A 16780-nucleotide genomic window follows, 5' to 3' on the forward strand; every position below is an offset into this window, starting at 1 on the left:
TCGGATTCAGAATGCGTTTCATCGATCAAGCCCCAATTGATCTAGGAACTGTTCATCTCGGGAGCGCAGCTTACGGGTGCCATCAAAGAATACCCCAATGTTTTCTGATCGAAACAAGTGCTGGAGCTTCTTGGTGCGCATGTCTTTGGGAAGGTCGACCAACATTTCGTCACAACATAAGGCAAAAAATATGCCCATCCCATTGCGCGCATACTCGATACATCGGTCATTGCTGGATGCTTCTAGCGTCACGTTGAACGGCAATCCCTTTTTCGACAGAGCAGACAGCAGCGCGCTTCCGGTTTGTGCGTATTCGGTGATCGGCGGCAGGATCAGGTTGTACCGGGAGATGGATTCAAGGTTGACCGGCGTGTTCCAGATGTCGTGGCTATCGTGGGCGATGATGTAGTGATGCATCGGCAGCCACCTGATCTGCGTCAGGTCGGACGGCACATGCGTGAGCAGCCCTAGCCCCAAGTCGAATTCCTGGGAGCGGATGCCCTTGACCACCGCGTCCATTGAACATTCGATCAGCCGCAGCTTCACATCCGGCCGGGATTTCCAGAACGCCTTCACGTAGGACGGCAAAACCTTGGACATCGTGTCGATGGGGGCCGCGATGACCAGCTTCCTTTCGGTCTCGTCCCTGATGTCGTGGATTCGTTCCACAACGGCTCGCTGTTCGCGCATGTACATCTCGGCGAACTGGAACAACTCCTTGCCTTCCGTGGTCGCCACGACGACGCCGCGCGAAACCTGCTCCACCAGTTTGCAGCCCAATTCCTGTTCCAGCGCGCGTATTTGCTGGGTCACGGCCGATTGTGTCCGGTAGGTCGCCTCGGCCGCCTTGGTGAAGCTGCCGAGCTTGATCAGGTGATAAAACCCGACGATTTGGTGCTGTTGCATGAGAATCCAAATTATTAGAACGTCTAATATTTATGCCGACTTAAATTAATTTGACGCTAGGTAATTGTCACGCTCTAATCTTGGTAACAGCGCGACAACCATCACCAACTGGATAAGAACATGCCCAAGTCTCCCAACATCGTAATGATTTGTACCGATCAGCTTCGCTTTGACGGTCTGGGGTGCACCGGAAACTCGGTCGCGCGCACGCCCAATATCGACAGCATCGCGAAGAGGGGCACGTCCTTTGCCAACCATATCACGCCTTGCCAGATATGCGCGCCGAGCCGGGGGTCGATGTTCACCGGGCTCTACCCTCGCCACCACGGTATGACCCGCAACGGTCTGATCCTCGACCCGTCCAAGGAACACTTTACGCATGTGCTGAAGAAGGCCGGCTATCGCACCTACGGCCTGGGCAAGTTCCACTTCCAGCCGACCCATGCGCCTGCCGAATACGGCCTGCCGGAATCGAACGGTTTCTGGACCCTGCCGCAAAGCGAAGGGTGGGACGGGCCGTTCTATGGCTTCGACAAGGTCGACTTCGTGATCGGCGATTCCTTCACGACTGCACGGGGCGGGCATTATGCCACCTGGCTGAACACCAACCATCCGGGGGCGGCGGACCTGTACCTGCCAGAAAACAGCCTTGATGACGAACCCGACGAGATGGAAGAACTCTGGAAGGCCAGCATTCCGGCGGAGCTGCATTACAATCACTGGATGGCTGACCGCGCGGCGGACTACATCGAGAAGCACACCGACGACAACCCGTTCTTCCTGTTCATGTCAACGCCTGACCCGCACCATCCCTGGTGCCCGCCGGCACCATATTGCGACCGCTTCGACCCCAACGACATGCCGATGCCGAGGGCGGTCACCGGCGAGCTGGACAAGATGCCCAACTACATCCGGGATGAAATCTGGACCGACGGGTCGAACGGTGAGACGACCTACAAGGACTTCGTGGACGCCGGGACCTTCCCGATCGAGCAGGGCAGCTGGCAGAATACGACTGCTTTCGGCGAAATGAGCCTGAGAAAGATCATCGCCTACAACCACGCCCTGATGAACATGATCGACGATTGCGTGGGCAAGGTACTCGCCGCACTGGAAGCGCGCGGGATCACCGACGACACGATCATCATTTTCACCTCCGACCATGGCGAGTTGATGGGCGATCACGGTCTCATTCGCAAAGGACCCATGCCCTACAGGGAGCTGATCCAGATCCCGCTGCTGGTCGCGGGGCCCGGTATTCCCGAAGGTCGCCAGATCGACGCGATGACGAGCCACCTCGATCTCAAGGACACGATTGTTGATCTGGTAGGACACACGGGACAGCCGACCGATGGAACCAGCCTGAAGCCCCTGATCGACGGTACAAAAGAGCAGGTGCGTGACGTCGCTTACGGCGAGTATTACACGCGCGCCGTCGACAACCAGTACAACAAGACGATAATCACCAACGACGACCGCCTCACCATCTATCCTCTCGCCGAGGAAGACAACTGGGGTGAATATTTCGACTATGCAAGTGACCCCGGCGAGCACGACAATCGCTTTGCGGACCGAGGCAAAAGTGAGCGCATCGCGCAGTTGTCGGCGCAACTGGAAACTGCCTTGCCCGGCACACCTCCGGCAACCGGGAGCATCCTGGGCTTCTTCTGATCGAGGCCCGGCGGGGCCGTATGAGAAGCCTCAAACCCCGCAACCAAAAATCGGCCATTCGTGCCGGTGAAAGAAACCACAACAGGGAAAAACCTATGCAGAAACTGATGAAACTGACCGCGGCTCTTGCTGCCATGGCGATACCGGTTCAGGCCGTTGCCCAGGAATGTACCAACGACGTCTGGAACAAGGTGATGGAGCGCGGAAAGCTCGTCGCCGGTGTCAAGGCGGACTACAAGCCGTGGGGCTATCGCGATACAGATGGCTCCATCGTCGGGATGGAGGTCGACTTGGTCGCCGATGTGGCCGCCAAGATGGGCGTCGACTACGAACTAGTGCCCGTCGTCGGCTCCAACCGCCTGGCATTCCTGGAGCAGGGCCAGATCGACATGTTCATCGCCACAATGACCGACCTGCACGACCGGCGGAAGATCGTCGGCATTCCCAGCCCGAACTACTACAGCTCCGGTACCAACATCCTGTCGCCCAAGGCGCTTGGCTTCAAGGAATGGGTCCAACTGCGCGACAAGCCGGTCTGTGCGGTCCAGGGCGCGTTTTTCAACAAGCTCATCGAAGAACGCTATGGCGCGAACATCGTTGCCTTCCAGGGGACTGCCGAGGCGAAGCAGGCTCTCAGGGACAAGAAATGCGTGGCCTTTGCCTTTGACGACAGTGGCCTGATGTCGACCCTCGCCACCGGTGACTGGGAAGATTTCGAAATGCCGCTGCCGACCGAGGACGCCGCATCATGGGGGCTCGCGGTTCCGAAAGCTGAAGAAAACTGCATCTTCGGGCGCTTCATGTCGGGCATGCAGTACTACTGGCACCGCGAAGGCAGGCTGATCGCGTTGGAAGACAAATGGGGCATCCGGCAGACAGCCTATCTAGCTGAGCAGGCCGAGAAGTTCAAAGACCACCTTCCCGCAGAATAAGAGAGGGGCGACTTCCGTCATGAACGGCTTGGAAGACTTCTTCGTACAATTGGCGGATGATTACCCCCGCTGGAACTTCATCTGGCTTTACGATGCAAGGCAGGCCGATCGAATTTTGACCGGCCTGTGGATGACCATCAAGCTGAGCATCGCCTGCGTTCTGCTGTCGGTCGTCATCGGCGTAGTTGGCGCGTTGCTGCAAGGCAGCAAGAACGCATTGGTTCGATCCCTTATTCAGGGCTACATCCAGTTCTTTCGCAACACGCCGCCGCTGGTGCAATTGTTGTTCTTCTATTTCGCGTTGGGACAATTCACCCCCGTGGTGGTGGGCCCCGACGGCTGGACCGAACAACCCATCATCTCCAACGTGGGCTGGGCCATAATCTCCCTGTCGTTCTTTGCCGGAGCTTTCAACGTCGAGATTTTCCGCGCCGGGATCGAGGCGGTCCCGAACACCACGCGCGAGGCTGCAACCTCCCTGGGAATGGGAAACCTGCAGACCTTTGCCTACGTGGTGTTTCCGCTCTCGCTCAGGGTGTCCATTCCCGCACTGAACAACAATCTGGTCAATCTGGTGAAAACCACAACGCAGGCCTACGCCGTAGCGGTCCCCGAACTGCTTTATGAATCCGTGTCTGTCTGGAACGATTACCCCTCTGCGCAGAACCCGACGATGCTGTTGTTGCTCGTCACCTACCTTGCGCTTGTCGGTGTGCTCGTTTTCGGAATGAACACTTGGGAAAGAAACATGAGGATCCCCGGATATGGCAATTAATTCCATTCCAGGCCTTGCGTCGGGCAGGCAAACGGACCTTCCGGTGATGAAACCGTTTCGTCCGCGAGGTCCAGCCTACGACGAGATGTATCTCGTTCGCTGGTTGGCCAGTATCCGGGCACGACACATCGTGCTGTTGCTGATGCTCTGGCCGGCTGTCGCATATGCGCAAGGCGGCAACTACGGGCTGGGCGACGCATTCAAGGCGCTCTGGCGCTGGATCCCCTTCATCACCTTGCAGGGGTTCGTGTTCAACGTCCTGATCTCGATCTTTGCCATGGCGATCGGGACATTCGCCGGTGCCGCCCTCGGATTGGCGCAGTTGTCCAAGATCACCATTTTGCGCCGGATCGCCTATTTTGTCACTCAGATGTTCAGAAACTCGCCATGGCTGGTGTTGCTGTTCGTCGTCCTGCTGGCGTTTCCTTACGAAATTGTCATCTTCGGTTTTGTCATACCAATCCCTTCGTGGATGAAAGCCGTTGTGGGCCTGTCTCTCCCGGTCATGGCAAACATTTCCGAAATCGTGCGGGGAGCGGTGAAATCCGTGCCTTCCGCCCAATGGGAAGCTGCGGAAGCGCTGTCCTTCACCAGAACGCAAACCATGTGGCAGATCATCCTGCCGCAATGCTTCAAGCGAATGATCCCGCCATGGATGAACTGGTACGCAATCCTGACGATGGCCACGCCGCTGTGTTCTTTGCTGGGGGTTGGGGAAATCATTACCTACTCGCGCCAGGCGATGGAGGCAGAGAACAACTATCCCGAATTGCTGGTTCCCTTCTACGGTTACACCCTTCTTCTGTTCTTTGCCTATTGCTACCCGATCGCACGGATGACCATCGCGCTTGAACGCCGTTTTGCCGTAAAGTTTTGAGAGACACTGACATGACCAACTGGACTCCCGACCAACCGATCATCTCGATTCACAACGTCCATAAATCCTTTGGTACTTTCAAGGTTCTCAAGGGCGTCAGCATCGACGTCATGAAAGGCGAGGTGATCTGCATCATCGGGCCTTCGGGCTCGGGCAAATCAACGTTGATCCGGTGCATCAACGCATTGAATGACATCCAGGGTGGTTCGATCACTGTCGAAGGGCAGGAGGTGCACGACGACAAGCTCGACAAGCTGGCGCTGCGGAAAAAGGTGGGAATGGTCTTTCAACAGTACAATCTGTTTCCGCACAAGACCGCCCTCCAAAACGTCATGATGGCACCAATCAAGGTTTTGAAAGAACCAAAGGCCGAGGTCGAACAGCGTGCGCGCGCCTTGATCAAGAAGGTCCGGCTGGAAGGTAAGGAAGACAGCTATCCGGGCGAATTGTCGGGTGGTCAGCAACAGCGCGTCGCCATCGCGCGGTCATTGGCAATGCGGCCGGATGTGATGCTGTTCGACGAAGTGACCGCGGCACTCGACCCCGAGACGGTGAAGGAGGTGCTGATCACGATCAAGGATCTGGCGGCCGAAGGCATGACCTGCATTCTCGTGACCCATGAAATGAAGTTTGCCGAGGAAGTCGCCGACCACATCTACTTTACCGACAAGGGCGTGATCGTCGAGCATGGGCCCCCGGCCGAATTCTTCAAGATGGCAAGCGACCCGCGCACGCGGGAATTCCTGTCGCAGGTTCTCTGAAATGAACGGCACAAAAATTCGAGAGTCGCTGTGTCTGTCGCGGGCCTTGTCACATTAACTGGTTCTGTCGCAAACTTTGCCGAGTGTCGGGGGTAATCCCCCCCGATCTTAGGGGGCTGCGGAAGTGGAATTTTCTCGGCAGGATGAACGAGCAGATCGCCGACCTGCTGCTTGGGCTGACGAAGGCGAAGAAGACCTGGGGCTTTGGCCTGTGCTTTCTCTACCTGCGCAATGTCCAGGGCCATGGCTGGAACCACAAGCGGGTCTACCGGATCTACCGCGAGCTGGAGCTGAACCTCAGGATCAAGCCGCGCAAACGGCTGAAACGGGAGAAGCCCGACGAGTTGGCCGTGCCAGAACAGCCGAACGAAGTCTGGTCCATGGACTTCATGGCAGATCGCCTCGGGGACGGACGCCAGTTCCGGCTGCTGAATGTCCTGGACGACTTCAACCGTGAAGGGCTGGGTATCGAGGTCGACTTCTCGCTACCCGCGGAACGCGTCGTCAGGGCGCTGAACCAGATCATCGAATGGCGTGGTGCGCCTCGAACCATACGAGTCGACAACGTCCTATGTCAGGAAAATCTGGCTGCTTAGGTCAGCAGGTCGTGTGGCATCCGGCTGTCCGGATACCCTGATAAGGTTGCCCAGACGGGCTCTGCCGTCAAGAAATGATCTCATCCATAGCAAACACAGGGTACGCGCGCTGGCGGCCCTCACCGTCCTTAATACGAGATCCCAAATCCCAAGCAGAAGGCCCGAACATTATCTACGAGGTCAGATTGACTGCCTCCACGGCTCAGTCAGAGAGAGGTCCTTCCGCCTGGGCTCACCCCCTCGAAGAAGGGGCGATAGGGTTCGCCGTGATTGACCACAGCGTGTACGGTGCGCGCCATCTTGGCCGCGATCGCGGTGTAGGCCTTGCGGCGCAGATGAGCGTTGTGTCGGTCTTTCGAGATGTAGCGTTCGAACTTGTCCCGAAAGCTGTTGGTCTTTGTCTGGACCGCCGTCTGGCCGGCCATCCATAGCGTGCGGCGCAGCCGGGCATTGCCGTACTTCGAGATCCGGCTCTGCCCGCGAAACATGCCGGACTGCACGGTGGCAAGATCCATGCCGCAGAACTTCAGGAACTGCCGATGATGCCGAAATCGGCGTAGGTCACCGGCCTCGGCCAAGATGGTCATGGCATTGATCGGACCAATGCCGGGGATGGTTGTCAGTAGCTGATAATCCGGCAGATCGGAGAGCAGCGCGACCGCCCGGGCCTCGATCTCGTTGCGCTGGCGGACGAGGCTTCTACCTTCGGAAAGGACCAGGCGGAACATGCGAACGGCGTCGGAATCCGGTTCCACGGGCAATCCAACAGAGTTGACCGCCGTAGCGTAAATATCTGAAAGCAGGCGCTCCTTGGCGACCTTCCTGCCCACCACCTGCCAAGCGTCTGCGATGAAGGTTTCCTGGCTCATGGCCGTGATCATCGTCGGTGTCGGATACTTCTCGAGGAAGGCCAGGAACCAATCGGTTCGTGAGCTTCGGTGAAACCGTTCGGCCTCTGGGAAATAGAGCGGCAGGTAATGGGTCAGGATGCGGTGCCAGAGCTCGGTCTTCGAGCGTGAAACGATCTCGTGCGTCTTTGACAATTCCTGGATGTCGGCGGTCCCGACGACCAGCGGATCATGAAAGAACTGCACGGCGCCAATCTCCAGCATGTGCAGGATGACCTGGGCATCCTTCGGGTCGTTCTTGTCCCAACTGTTGTGCAGGGCCTCGCGCGTCCGGGCGAGCCCGACAGAAGGGATGAGCTTCAAGTCAAACCCGGCCTGCCCGAGATGATGTGCCAGTGGCCTGTGATAGTTGCCGGTCGCCTCGAACCCGACCCGCACAGGCAGGCCGTAGCTGGCCAGGCTCGCGGACAAGCGCTGGAAGTCTTCCAACGTGTTCATGATCGTCATGCGACGACGGCGCTTCTTGCCCGGTACCTCGATCAAGACCTCGTGGCGGTGCTTGGAAATGTCGATGGCGACAAGCACAGTCGCAGCAGTAGAATGGTTGGCGGGCATAGCCGGTCTCCTCAGCGGTGTGGTTCTGCAAAACCACTGTTGAGACCTGAGACCGGTTATGGCCACACGCTGCGCTATTTGGGGGCTACGCGCGTGGCCATAACCTTAAAACAGCGCTTCTTCCCGACGTGCTACGGCCCAGAATACATCAGCGGCACCCTCATGGAATGGGCCGAAAACAAGGGCATCTCCTTGGCCCACATACAGCCGGGGAAACCGCAGCAGAACGCTTATGTCGAGCGCTACAACCGGACGGTCCGGCACGAATGGCTGGACCTCCACATCTTCGAAAGCATCGACGAGGTGCAGCAGATTGCCACCGAATGGCTCTGGTCCTACAACAATGAACGCCCGAACATGGGCAACGGCGGGATGACACCCGCACAGAAACTGAGAATGGCCGCGTAAATTCTACGACCAAGCCCCCGTAAAAACGGGGGGATTACCGTCGAAGCCGCTCATTCTCTTTGGCGAGGCTCAAATCTTCTTTGGAAACCACGTCTGTATCTCGGTGCGCGGCGATCCATTTGTTCAGCGTCGACATCCCAACACCCAGATCGTCAGCCAACTGCTTGCGTGTAAGCCCGCTGGTCAGCGCGATACGCACCGCGTCCTTGCGGAATTCGTCCGTTCCTTTCAGTCCCATAGTTCATCTCCTTTGGTGCATTAAATGCTATCAAAGGAGCGGCATCAAACCGCGACAGATCCATACATTGAAGACGACCAGCACCGAAAACCATGATGAGGCACAACATGCGTGACCTCGGAGAGAACCATGACCCTGGACGGACGGCTCGCTTTCCCGATTGACAATGCCGCAATCAGAGAACGGTCCGCGACATCTGTGAGGTCGCATCATTAGGCCGGACATATGTCAGTACCCGACGACGCGTCAGAAAAGCTCTGAACATATCTTTTGCGTTTGGGGCGGTTACATATGTTGTGTTGCGCGTTTGGAGAAGTCCGACCCCGCGACGACATGTCTCAACCTGCAACGAGGCGGTTCCGACCACGGCAATCCGCTTGCGCCAGGCGGCATTTCCGGGGTGGGTTTCACGATGGCAAGCACCACGGGAACCCGCAAACGGAACTTCCGTGACCAAAGATTTCGGGAATTCGGGGGCTTCGGGCGATGCTGCGATTTCGCATGGCATTCGCCTGAACAAAAAGGGCGCCCGGACAGTTTCTGCCGGACGCCCCTTGCTGTTGGTGTTGGGCTGACCAACCCGCGCGCAGCGCGGGTCGATTCTGCCGCGCTGTGGTCAGGCGGGCTGCAGCTCTTTGACAGCCGCTTCGACGGGCTCTGCCTTGGCCGGGGCCGCAGCCGGGGTCACCGCATCATGACCGACCCAGACACCGCGAGTGTCGATGACGGTGCTGTTGCGAGGCGCAGGCATGGATTTGAAATCATCGTGGTCGACCAGCAGGACGATGATGTCGCAGGTCTCGGCCGCCACACTCGGGCGCAGCAGTTGCGTCTTGCCTTCCAGCTGCGCCGGCAGGCTTTCGATATAGGGTTCGACAATGTCGACCTGCCCGGGATAGGTCTGCACCAACCGCGTCGCGATGGACAGGGCAGGGCTTTCGCGCAGGTCGTCGATATTGGGTTTGAAGGCCAGACCGAAGCAGGCAATCCGCGCGGGCGCGCCGCCCTTGGCGGCATGTTCGGCGACGGCCTGATGAACCTTGGCCAGAACCCATTCGGGCTTGTTGTCATTGATCTCGCGCGCGGCGCGGATGATCCGGGCCTCTTCAGGGGATTGGCTGACAATGAACCAGGGATCGACCGCGATGCAATGTCCGCCGACGCCGGGGCCGGGCTGCAGGATGTTCACGCGCGGATGGCGGTTGGCCAGGCGGATCAGCTCCCACACATTGATGTTCTGGCGGTCACAGATCAGCGACAGCTCATTGGCAAAGGCGATATTCACGTCGCGGAAGCTGTTTTCCGTCAGCTTCGCCATTTCGGCGGTGCGGCAATCGGTTTCAATGCAATCGCCTTCAACGGCCAGCTTGTAAAGCTTGCGCGCGCGGGTCGAGCAAGCCTCGGTCATGCCGCCGATGATGCGGTCATTGGTGACCAGCTCGGTCAATGCATGGCCGGGCAGGATCCGTTCGGGGCAATGGGCCACGCGGATATCCGAGTCTTCGCCAGCGTCCTGCGGGAAGGTCAGATCGGGGCGCGCTGCGGACAACCAGGCGGCCATTTGCTCGGTCGCGCCGACGGGGCTGGTCGATTCCAGAATGACCAGATCGCCCTTTTTCAGCACCGGCGCAATCGCAAGCGCTGCCGATTTGACATAGGACAGGTCCGGGTCATGGCCCTCGCCCTCTGACAGGAAGGGTGTCGGCACCGCGATCAGAAAGGCGTCGGCGGGCTCGGGCGTGGTGGTGGCACGCAGGCGCCCCGCCTGAACGGTGCGGCGCAGCGCGTCATCCAGTCCCGGCTCGACGATATGGGTCTTGCCCTGGTTGATCGTCTCGACCGCCCTGGCGTTGACATCCAGGCCGATCACATCGACGCCGCGCAGTGCAAAGACAACAGCCGTCGGCAGTCCGATATAGCCCAGGCCAACCATGCAGATATTCTTGAAGTCGTTCATTATTTCTTGTCCTTGAATTGCGCGAGTGCATCAAGAATCCGGGCGACGGCCTTGCCGTCGCCATAGGGATTATGTGCAAAGCTCATCTGGTCATAGGCGGACTGATCGCTCAGCAGCAGCGAGACCTGCTGCACGATCAGATCGGTATCCGTGCCCACCAGCCTGACCGTGCCGGCATCGACGGCTTCGGGACGTTCGGTCGTGTCGCGCATGACCAGAACCGGCTTGCCAAGCGAGGGGGCCTCTTCCTGGATGCCGCCCGAGTCGGTGACGATGATATCGGACCGGCTCATCAGCCAGACGAAGGGCAGATAGTCCAGCGGTTCGATCAGGTGGATATTGTCCGCCCCGCCCAGAATGCGCTGCACGGGTTCACGCACATTGGGGTTCATATGCATCGGATAGACCAGATCCACATCGGGGAAACGGTCCGCGATCTGGCGCAACGCCTGACAGATCCGCTCGAACCCGCCGCCAAAGCTTTCCCTGCGGTGGCCGGTGACCAGCACAACGCGACGGCCGGGTTCGATAAAGCTGAAACGCTCGGCCAGTTCTGCGCTCAGCGCAGCATCGTTGCGGATCCGCTCGACAACCTGCAGCAGGGCATCAATGACGGTGTTTCCGGTGACGATGATCTGGTCATCGGGCGTATTCTCGCGGCGCAGACTGGCCCGCGAAGTCTCGGTCGGGGCGAAATGCAGATCCGCCAGTGCACCCGTCACGCGCCGGTTGCCCTCTTCAGGCCAGGGCGAATACAGGTCACCGGTCCGCAGCCCGGCCTCGACATGACCAATCGGAATGCGGGCATAATAGGCGGCAAGCGTGGCCGACAATGTGGTTGCCGTATCGCCATGCACGAGCACCATGTCCGGGCGTGCCTCGGCCAGGACATCGCGCAGTCCCAGCAGGATGTCCGAGGTGACGCCCGTCAGGTCCTGACCCGGCTTCATCACGTCCAGATCATATTCGGGGCGAATGCCGAAAAGACTGGTCACCTGATCCAGCATCTCGCGGTGCTGGGCGGTGATGCAGACTTGGCTTTCAAAACGCTCATCGGATGCAAGACCCGTGACCACAGGTGCCATCTTGATGGCCTCGGGGCGGGTCCCGAAGATTGTAAGAACGCGCAAATTCTGTCCCTAACCGTTTACTGGTGTCTATTTGTGCGCGTCTTTTAATCACGTGCGAGCAGTATTTCCAGACGCCAATTCAACCCGAATGAAATCGTTGTCAAACTGTCACGATCCGCCAAGTTAAGGCGCTAACATTATCAAAAATTTTATGCCTGACATGAAAACTTCATTTGCTCCTGCCAAACGGCCTTTGGGATAGGCCTTCGGAAAAACAGCCCTTTTCCCTTCCGTCTGTCCGTGTTTATGACGCGCTGAGCAAAAATTTCAAAACTGAGGTGGAGATGTCGGGTTCATTAGCGGTTGTCGTGCTGGCGGCAGGACAGGGCAGTCGAATGCGATCTAGTCTTCCCAAGGTCCTGCACCGTCTCGGCGGTTTTCCGCTTGTAGGGCACGCGCTGTCTGCGGCGCGCAATCTGACGCCCGCGCAGGTGATCGTGGTGACCGGTCATGGCGCCGCTGCGGTGACGCAGGAGGTCGCGCGGCTGGAACCGGAAGCGTCGACGATATTGCAGGCCGAACAACTGGGAACTGGCCATGCCGTGCGCCAGACCCTGCCGCTTCTGGAGGGGTTCGAGGGGCGTGTGATCGTTCTGTATGGCGATACGCCCTTTATCAGGGACGACACATTGGCGGCTCTGGCCAACCATGGGGCGGATCTGGTCGTGCTGGGCTTCGAAGCTGCGGATCCGGGCCGCTATGGCCGGCTGGTAGTCGGCGATCAGGGGCTGGACCGCATCGTTGAATGGAAGGACGCGGATGACGCCACGCGCCAGATTTCGCTGTGCAATTCAGGCGTGATGGCACTGGATGCGGCGTTGCTGCGTCGGCTGATCGTCCAGTTGGGCAACGACAATGCCTCGGGCGAATATTATCTGACCGATCTGGTTGCTCTGGCCCGCGCCGAAGGCCGTCGCGCCGATGTGGTTGTCTGTGATGAAAGCGAGACGCTTGGCATCAACACCCGCGCCGAACTTGCCGATGCCGAGGCCGCCTTTCAGGCCCGCGCCCGCCGTCGCGTGATGGAGGATGGCGTGACGCTGACGGACCCGGCCAGCACATTCCTGTCGCTGGATACGGTGATCGGCGCAGACACGGTGATCGGCCCACATGTGGTGTTCGGACCCGGTGTGACCGTCGAGGCAGGGGCCGAGATCCTGCCTTTCTGCCATCTGGAAAACTGCCATGTCAGCGCCGGTGCGAAGGTCGGTCCCTTCGCCGGTGTGCCTTTCGGTGATGGGGCGCGCGGCAGCGCAATGACGGGCAACCCGGCAGGTCAGGGGACCATGCCAGAGCTGCAAATGAACAAGGAGACAGGCTGATGTGCGGCATTATCGGAATTCTGGGCAAACATGAGGTTTCGCCTTTGCTGGTCGATGCGCTCAAGCGTCTGGAATATCGCGGCTATGACAGCGCCGGTGTGGCGACGGTCGATGCGTCGGGACAGCTGGATTGCCGACGTGCGGTGGGCAAGCTGGTCAATCTGTCGGACCGGCTGGTTCATCAGCCTCTGACGGGTCATGCCGGTATCGGCCACACCCGTTGGGCCACCCATGGCGCCGCAACCGAGGTGAATGCCCATCCCCATCGCGCCGGACCCGTGGCGGTCGTGCATAATGGCATCATCGAAAATTTCCGCGAGCTGCGCGAAGGTCTGACCCGGCTGGGCATCGAGGCACAATCGCAGACCGATACCGAAACCGTGGCATTGTGGACCGCCCATCACCTGCAGCGCGGCCTGTCGCCGCTGGAGGCCGCGCGGGCAACTCTGGCACAGCTTCAGGGGGCATTCGCGCTGGCCTTCATCTTTGAAGGCGAAGGCGATCTGATGATCGCTGCACGCCGGGGCAGCCCGCTGGCCATCGGCCATGGCGATGGCGAGATGTTCCTGGGTTCGGACGCGGTGGCGCTGGCGCCCTTCACCGACCGGATCACCTATCTGGCCGATGGTGATCATGCCGTCCTGACCCGTGCGGGGGTTCAGGTTTATGAAGCCGGATCGCAGCCGGTCACCCGGACGCAGGCACAGATCGACGTGGGGGCGACGGCCATCGACAAGGGCGGATATCGCCACTTTATGGCCAAGGAGATTGACCAGCAGCCCACGGTGATCGCCGATGTGCTGAACCACTATGTCAAGGATGGCCGGATCGTGCTGCCCGAAGGGCTGGATTTCGCCGCGCTGGACCGGGTCACGCTGGTGGGCTGCGGCACTGCCTATCTGGCGGGTCATGTCGCGAAATACTGGTTCGAACAGCTTGCCGGTCTGCCCTGCGACATCGATGTGGCGTCGGAGTTCCGCTATCGCGAGCCGCCACTGTCCGATCAGAGCCTCTTTGTCGCCATCAGCCAGTCGGGCGAGACCGCCGATACTCTGGCCGCCCTGCATTATGCCGGTGCGCATGTGGCGCGCACTGTCGGTCTGGTGAATGTCGGTACATCCGCGATTGCGCGTGACAGCGATATCGCGCTGCCGACCCGGGCGGGAATCGAGGTCAGCGTGGCCTCGTCCAAGGCCTTTACCTGCCAACTGGCGGTTCTGGCCGTGCTGGCGCTGAAGGCCGCGCATGACCGGGGCCGGATTGATGACGCCGGACTGGCCGCCCATCTGCGCGACCTGCAAAGCGTGCCCGGATTGCTGGCGCAAACTCTGACGATTTCCAAGGAATGCGCCCGTCATGCCGAATGGTTGGCCGAGGCGCGTGACGTTCTGTATCTGGGGCGCGGGCCGCTTTATCCCGTGGCGCTGGAAGGGGCGCTGAAGCTGAAGGAACTCAGCTATATCCATGCCGAGGGCTATGCATCGGGCGAGCTGAAACACGGCCCGATCGCCCTGATCGACGGCGATGTGCCGGTGGTGGTGCTGGCACCCCATGATGCGCTCTATGACAAGACCATCTCGAACATGCAGGAGGTCATGGCGCGCCATGGTCAGATCCTGCTGATCTCGGATGAGGCGGGAATCGCGGCTGCGGGCGAGGGCGTCACCGCGACCCTGACCGTGCCTCAGGGCGGCGGCATCTTCCAAGCGATGCTCTATGCCGTGCCGATGCAATATCTGGCCTATCATACTGCCATCGCCAAGGGCACGGATGTGGACCAGCCGCGCAATCTGGCGAAATCCGTCACCGTCGAATGACGGGGCGGCTCTGTCGCCGCAATATGACCAACCGACCTGCGCGGAAGTCGCCTGAAAAGGTGCCGCGCAGGTTTTCGCCGCGCGATCAACGCGCCCCGCGACCAAAGTCGACGCTGGCAAATCCTGACTTTGTGCTAACCTCTTCCCCCAAGGGGGAGAGGGCGCGATGGCGAGAAGTCAGCATGTCGATGAGATCGAACAGGTTCTGGGCGGTGGCCAGACCGGGCGGGACAGCTTTGTCTCCGAATCCTGGCGGCGCTGCGTCGAGTTGTATGGCATGGACCCGACGCGCCACGAACCCGCCCATATTGTGACCGAGGCAGAACTGCGCGACCATCGCATGCAGGCCGAACGGATGATCGGCGCGGCGCGCACCAGCATGCAAGCCTTGTTCCGGCAGGTCGCCGGGCAGAATTATGTCCTGCTGCTGACCGATGCGCAGGGGGTCTGCGTCGATTTCTTTGGCGACGATATGTTCATTGATGAGTTGCGCAAATCCGGTCTGTATCTGGGCGCGAACTGGTCCGAAAATCTGGCCGGAACCTGTGGCGTCGGGGCCTGTATCGTGACGCAGGAGCCGGTCACCATCCATCAGGACGATCATTTCGACAACGCACATACCACGCTCAGCTGCACGGCCGCGCCGATCTTTGACAGTCTTGGCGCGCTGGCGGCGGTGCTGGATATTTCGCTTTTGCGATCGCCCTCGCTGAAACGCAGCCAGAATCTGGCGATGAGTCTGGTCACCAATGCCGTCCGCCGGGTCGAGATGGCCAATCTGATGGCGGAAAGCCGCCGGGACTGGGTGCTGCGCCTGTCCGACAGCCCGGAATTTCTGGATGTCGACCCTGAAACGGCCATCCGGCTGGATGGTTCGGGCCGGATTCTGGGCTATACGCGCGGCGCGCGGCGGTTGTTTCCCGAAGGTGGCCCGATCATCGGACGGCGCGTGGATGAGGCGCTTGGGCTGAGCGTGGACGATCTGCCCAATCTGATGCGCGACCGGCGCACCGAAGAACGGGTGATTGAAATGCGCGATGGCGGGGCGCTGTTTGGCCATGCCATTGCGCCCCAGGCCCCGCGCACCGCGCTGCGCCCACCCCGGCAGGGCGGCCCCATTGACGGGCTTTCGGGCAATGATCCGGTGATGGCGCGGCTTCAGGCGCAGGCCGGAAAACTGGCCCCGACACAGGTGCCATTGCTGATCACCGGCGAAACCGGCACCGGCAAGACCAAGCTGGCCCGCGCGATTCACATGGTTGGCCGGTCCCGCGGTTTTCTGGCGCTGGATTGTGCCGGGTTGACGGTGGAGCGTCTGGACGAAGCCTGTCGCGATTTGAGCGGGCCGACAACGCTGTTGCTGCGTCGCATCGAAGAGCTGGAAGAGCGGGTCGCCGTGGCGCTGACCTCGGTTCTGGACGGGCAAAGCGATCTGCGACCGATCTCGACCAGTTGCCTGAATGTCGGCACATTGGATCTGCCGCGCACGCTGATCCATCGCCTTGCCGGTGCGGTGCTGCATCTGCCGCCACTGCGCCAGCGGCAGGATCTTGGCTGGCTGTTGGAACGCTTGTTGCGCCGCCGCGCCCCTGATGAGATTCGCCTGTCACCCTCGGCGCGTGCGACATTGCTGGGGCGGGACTGGCCGGGAAATCTGCGCGAGTTGGAGCAGGTGCTGGATGTGGCCATCGCCTTGTGTGATGGCGATGTGATCGATCAGCCGGACCTGCCGCCGCCGCTGGAAATGTCGCCGGACATGGGCGAGGCCGAAGAACCATTGGAACAGGTGATGGAGGCCTGTGGCTGGAACATGTCGCGTGCCGCACGCCGTCTGGGGGTCAATCGGTCAACCGTGTTGCGCCGTTTGCGCCGCGCCGGGTTGCGTTCTCCGGCCTGATCTGTTGCGCGGCGTTGCGTGGGCAACATG

General features: G+C 60.0%; 12 protein-coding genes and 3 pseudogenes. 10 read left to right on the forward strand and 5 right to left on the reverse strand.

What is annotated here, in order from left to right; translation table 11 throughout:
* Positions 1 to 18 precede the first annotated feature (18 nt).
* A complete protein-coding gene (locus tag JHW44_RS14005) occupies positions 19 to 906 on the reverse strand; it encodes a LysR family transcriptional regulator (RefSeq protein ID WP_089345944.1) in 888 nt (295 codons plus the stop codon).
* A 120-nt stretch (positions 907 to 1026) separates the two neighbouring features.
* On the opposite strand from JHW44_RS14005, the gene JHW44_RS14010 reads away from it, so the two are divergent.
* From JHW44_RS14010 to JHW44_RS14035, 6 genes and pseudogenes are all read left to right on the forward strand, one after another.
* Complete coding sequence (locus tag JHW44_RS14010) at positions 1027 to 2577, forward strand: sulfatase family protein (RefSeq protein ID WP_089345945.1); 1551 nt, start codon at positions 1027 to 1029, stop codon at positions 2575 to 2577.
* Between the two features lie 95 nt (positions 2578 to 2672).
* Positions 2673 to 3509 carry a transporter substrate-binding domain-containing protein gene (locus JHW44_RS14015; protein ID WP_089345946.1) on the forward strand — a complete coding sequence of 279 codons (837 nt, stop codon included), beginning with the start codon at positions 2673 to 2675 and terminating at the stop codon, positions 3507 to 3509.
* A 19-nt stretch (positions 3510 to 3528) separates the two neighbouring features.
* Positions 3529 to 4284, forward strand: a complete 756-nt coding sequence (locus tag JHW44_RS14020) for an amino acid ABC transporter permease (protein WP_089345947.1) — start codon at positions 3529 to 3531, stop codon at positions 4282 to 4284.
* Between the two features lie 46 nt (positions 4285 to 4330).
* Positions 4331 to 5161 carry an amino acid ABC transporter permease gene (locus tag JHW44_RS14025; RefSeq protein WP_245847451.1) on the forward strand — a complete coding sequence of 277 codons (831 nt, stop codon included), beginning with the start codon at positions 4331 to 4333 and terminating at the stop codon, positions 5159 to 5161.
* Positions 5162 to 5172: 11 nt separating this feature from the next.
* Positions 5173 to 5922, forward strand: coding sequence for an amino acid ABC transporter ATP-binding protein (locus JHW44_RS14030; RefSeq protein WP_089345949.1), 750 nt, complete (start codon positions 5173 to 5175; stop codon positions 5920 to 5922).
* Between the two features lie 146 nt (positions 5923 to 6068).
* Positions 6069 to 6488 (forward strand): annotated as a pseudogene (locus tag JHW44_RS14035) (DDE-type integrase/transposase/recombinase); the annotation flags it as partial.
* Between the two features lie 236 nt (positions 6489 to 6724).
* On the opposite strand, the gene JHW44_RS14040 reads toward JHW44_RS14035, so the two are convergent.
* Positions 6725 to 7981 carry an IS110 family RNA-guided transposase gene (locus JHW44_RS14040; RefSeq protein WP_089346217.1) on the reverse strand — a complete coding sequence of 419 codons (1257 nt, stop codon included), beginning with the start codon at positions 7979 to 7981 and terminating at the stop codon, positions 6725 to 6727.
* 135 nt (positions 7982 to 8116) lie between these two features.
* Here JHW44_RS14040 and JHW44_RS14045 point away from each other — a divergent pair.
* Positions 8117 to 8389, forward strand: a pseudogene (locus tag JHW44_RS14045) (transposase); the annotation flags it as partial.
* Between the two features lie 37 nt (positions 8390 to 8426).
* Here JHW44_RS14045 and JHW44_RS14050 read toward each other — a convergent pair.
* From JHW44_RS14050 to wecB, 3 genes and pseudogenes are all read right to left on the reverse strand, one after another.
* Positions 8427 to 8627: pseudogene (locus JHW44_RS14050) on the reverse strand (transposase); the annotation flags it as partial.
* A gap of 616 nt (positions 8628 to 9243) precedes the next feature.
* Complete coding sequence (gene wecC, locus JHW44_RS14055; RefSeq protein WP_089346201.1) at positions 9244 to 10584, reverse strand: UDP-N-acetyl-D-mannosamine dehydrogenase; 1341 nt, start codon at positions 10582 to 10584, stop codon at positions 9244 to 9246.
* A complete protein-coding gene (wecB, locus tag JHW44_RS14060) occupies positions 10584 to 11714 on the reverse strand; it encodes a non-hydrolyzing UDP-N-acetylglucosamine 2-epimerase (RefSeq protein ID WP_089346202.1) in 1131 nt (376 codons plus the stop codon). Before wecB ends, wecC begins: the two co-directional genes overlap by 1 nt.
* A 284-nt stretch (positions 11715 to 11998) precedes the next feature.
* Here wecB and JHW44_RS14065 point away from each other — a divergent pair, with 284 nt between their 5' ends.
* From JHW44_RS14065 to JHW44_RS14075, 3 genes are all read left to right on the forward strand, one after another.
* Positions 11999 to 13036: an NTP transferase domain-containing protein gene (locus JHW44_RS14065; protein ID WP_089346174.1), complete on the forward strand. Its 1038-nt coding sequence runs from the start codon at positions 11999 to 12001 to the stop codon at positions 13034 to 13036.
* Entirely contained in the window at positions 13036 to 14853 is a 1818-nt protein-coding gene (gene glmS / locus JHW44_RS14070; protein WP_089346175.1) for a glutamine--fructose-6-phosphate transaminase (isomerizing), read from the forward strand. Before JHW44_RS14065 ends, glmS begins: the two co-directional genes overlap by 1 nt.
* A 166-nt stretch (positions 14854 to 15019) precedes the next feature.
* Entirely contained in the window at positions 15020 to 16750 is a 1731-nt protein-coding gene (locus tag JHW44_RS14075; protein WP_089346176.1) for a sigma-54-dependent Fis family transcriptional regulator, read from the forward strand.
* The last annotated feature ends 30 nt before the right edge of the window (positions 16751 to 16780 follow it).

The organism is Paracoccus seriniphilus, from assembly GCF_028553745.1.
Classification (GTDB): Bacteria; Pseudomonadota; Alphaproteobacteria; order Rhodobacterales; family Rhodobacteraceae; genus Paracoccus; species Paracoccus seriniphilus.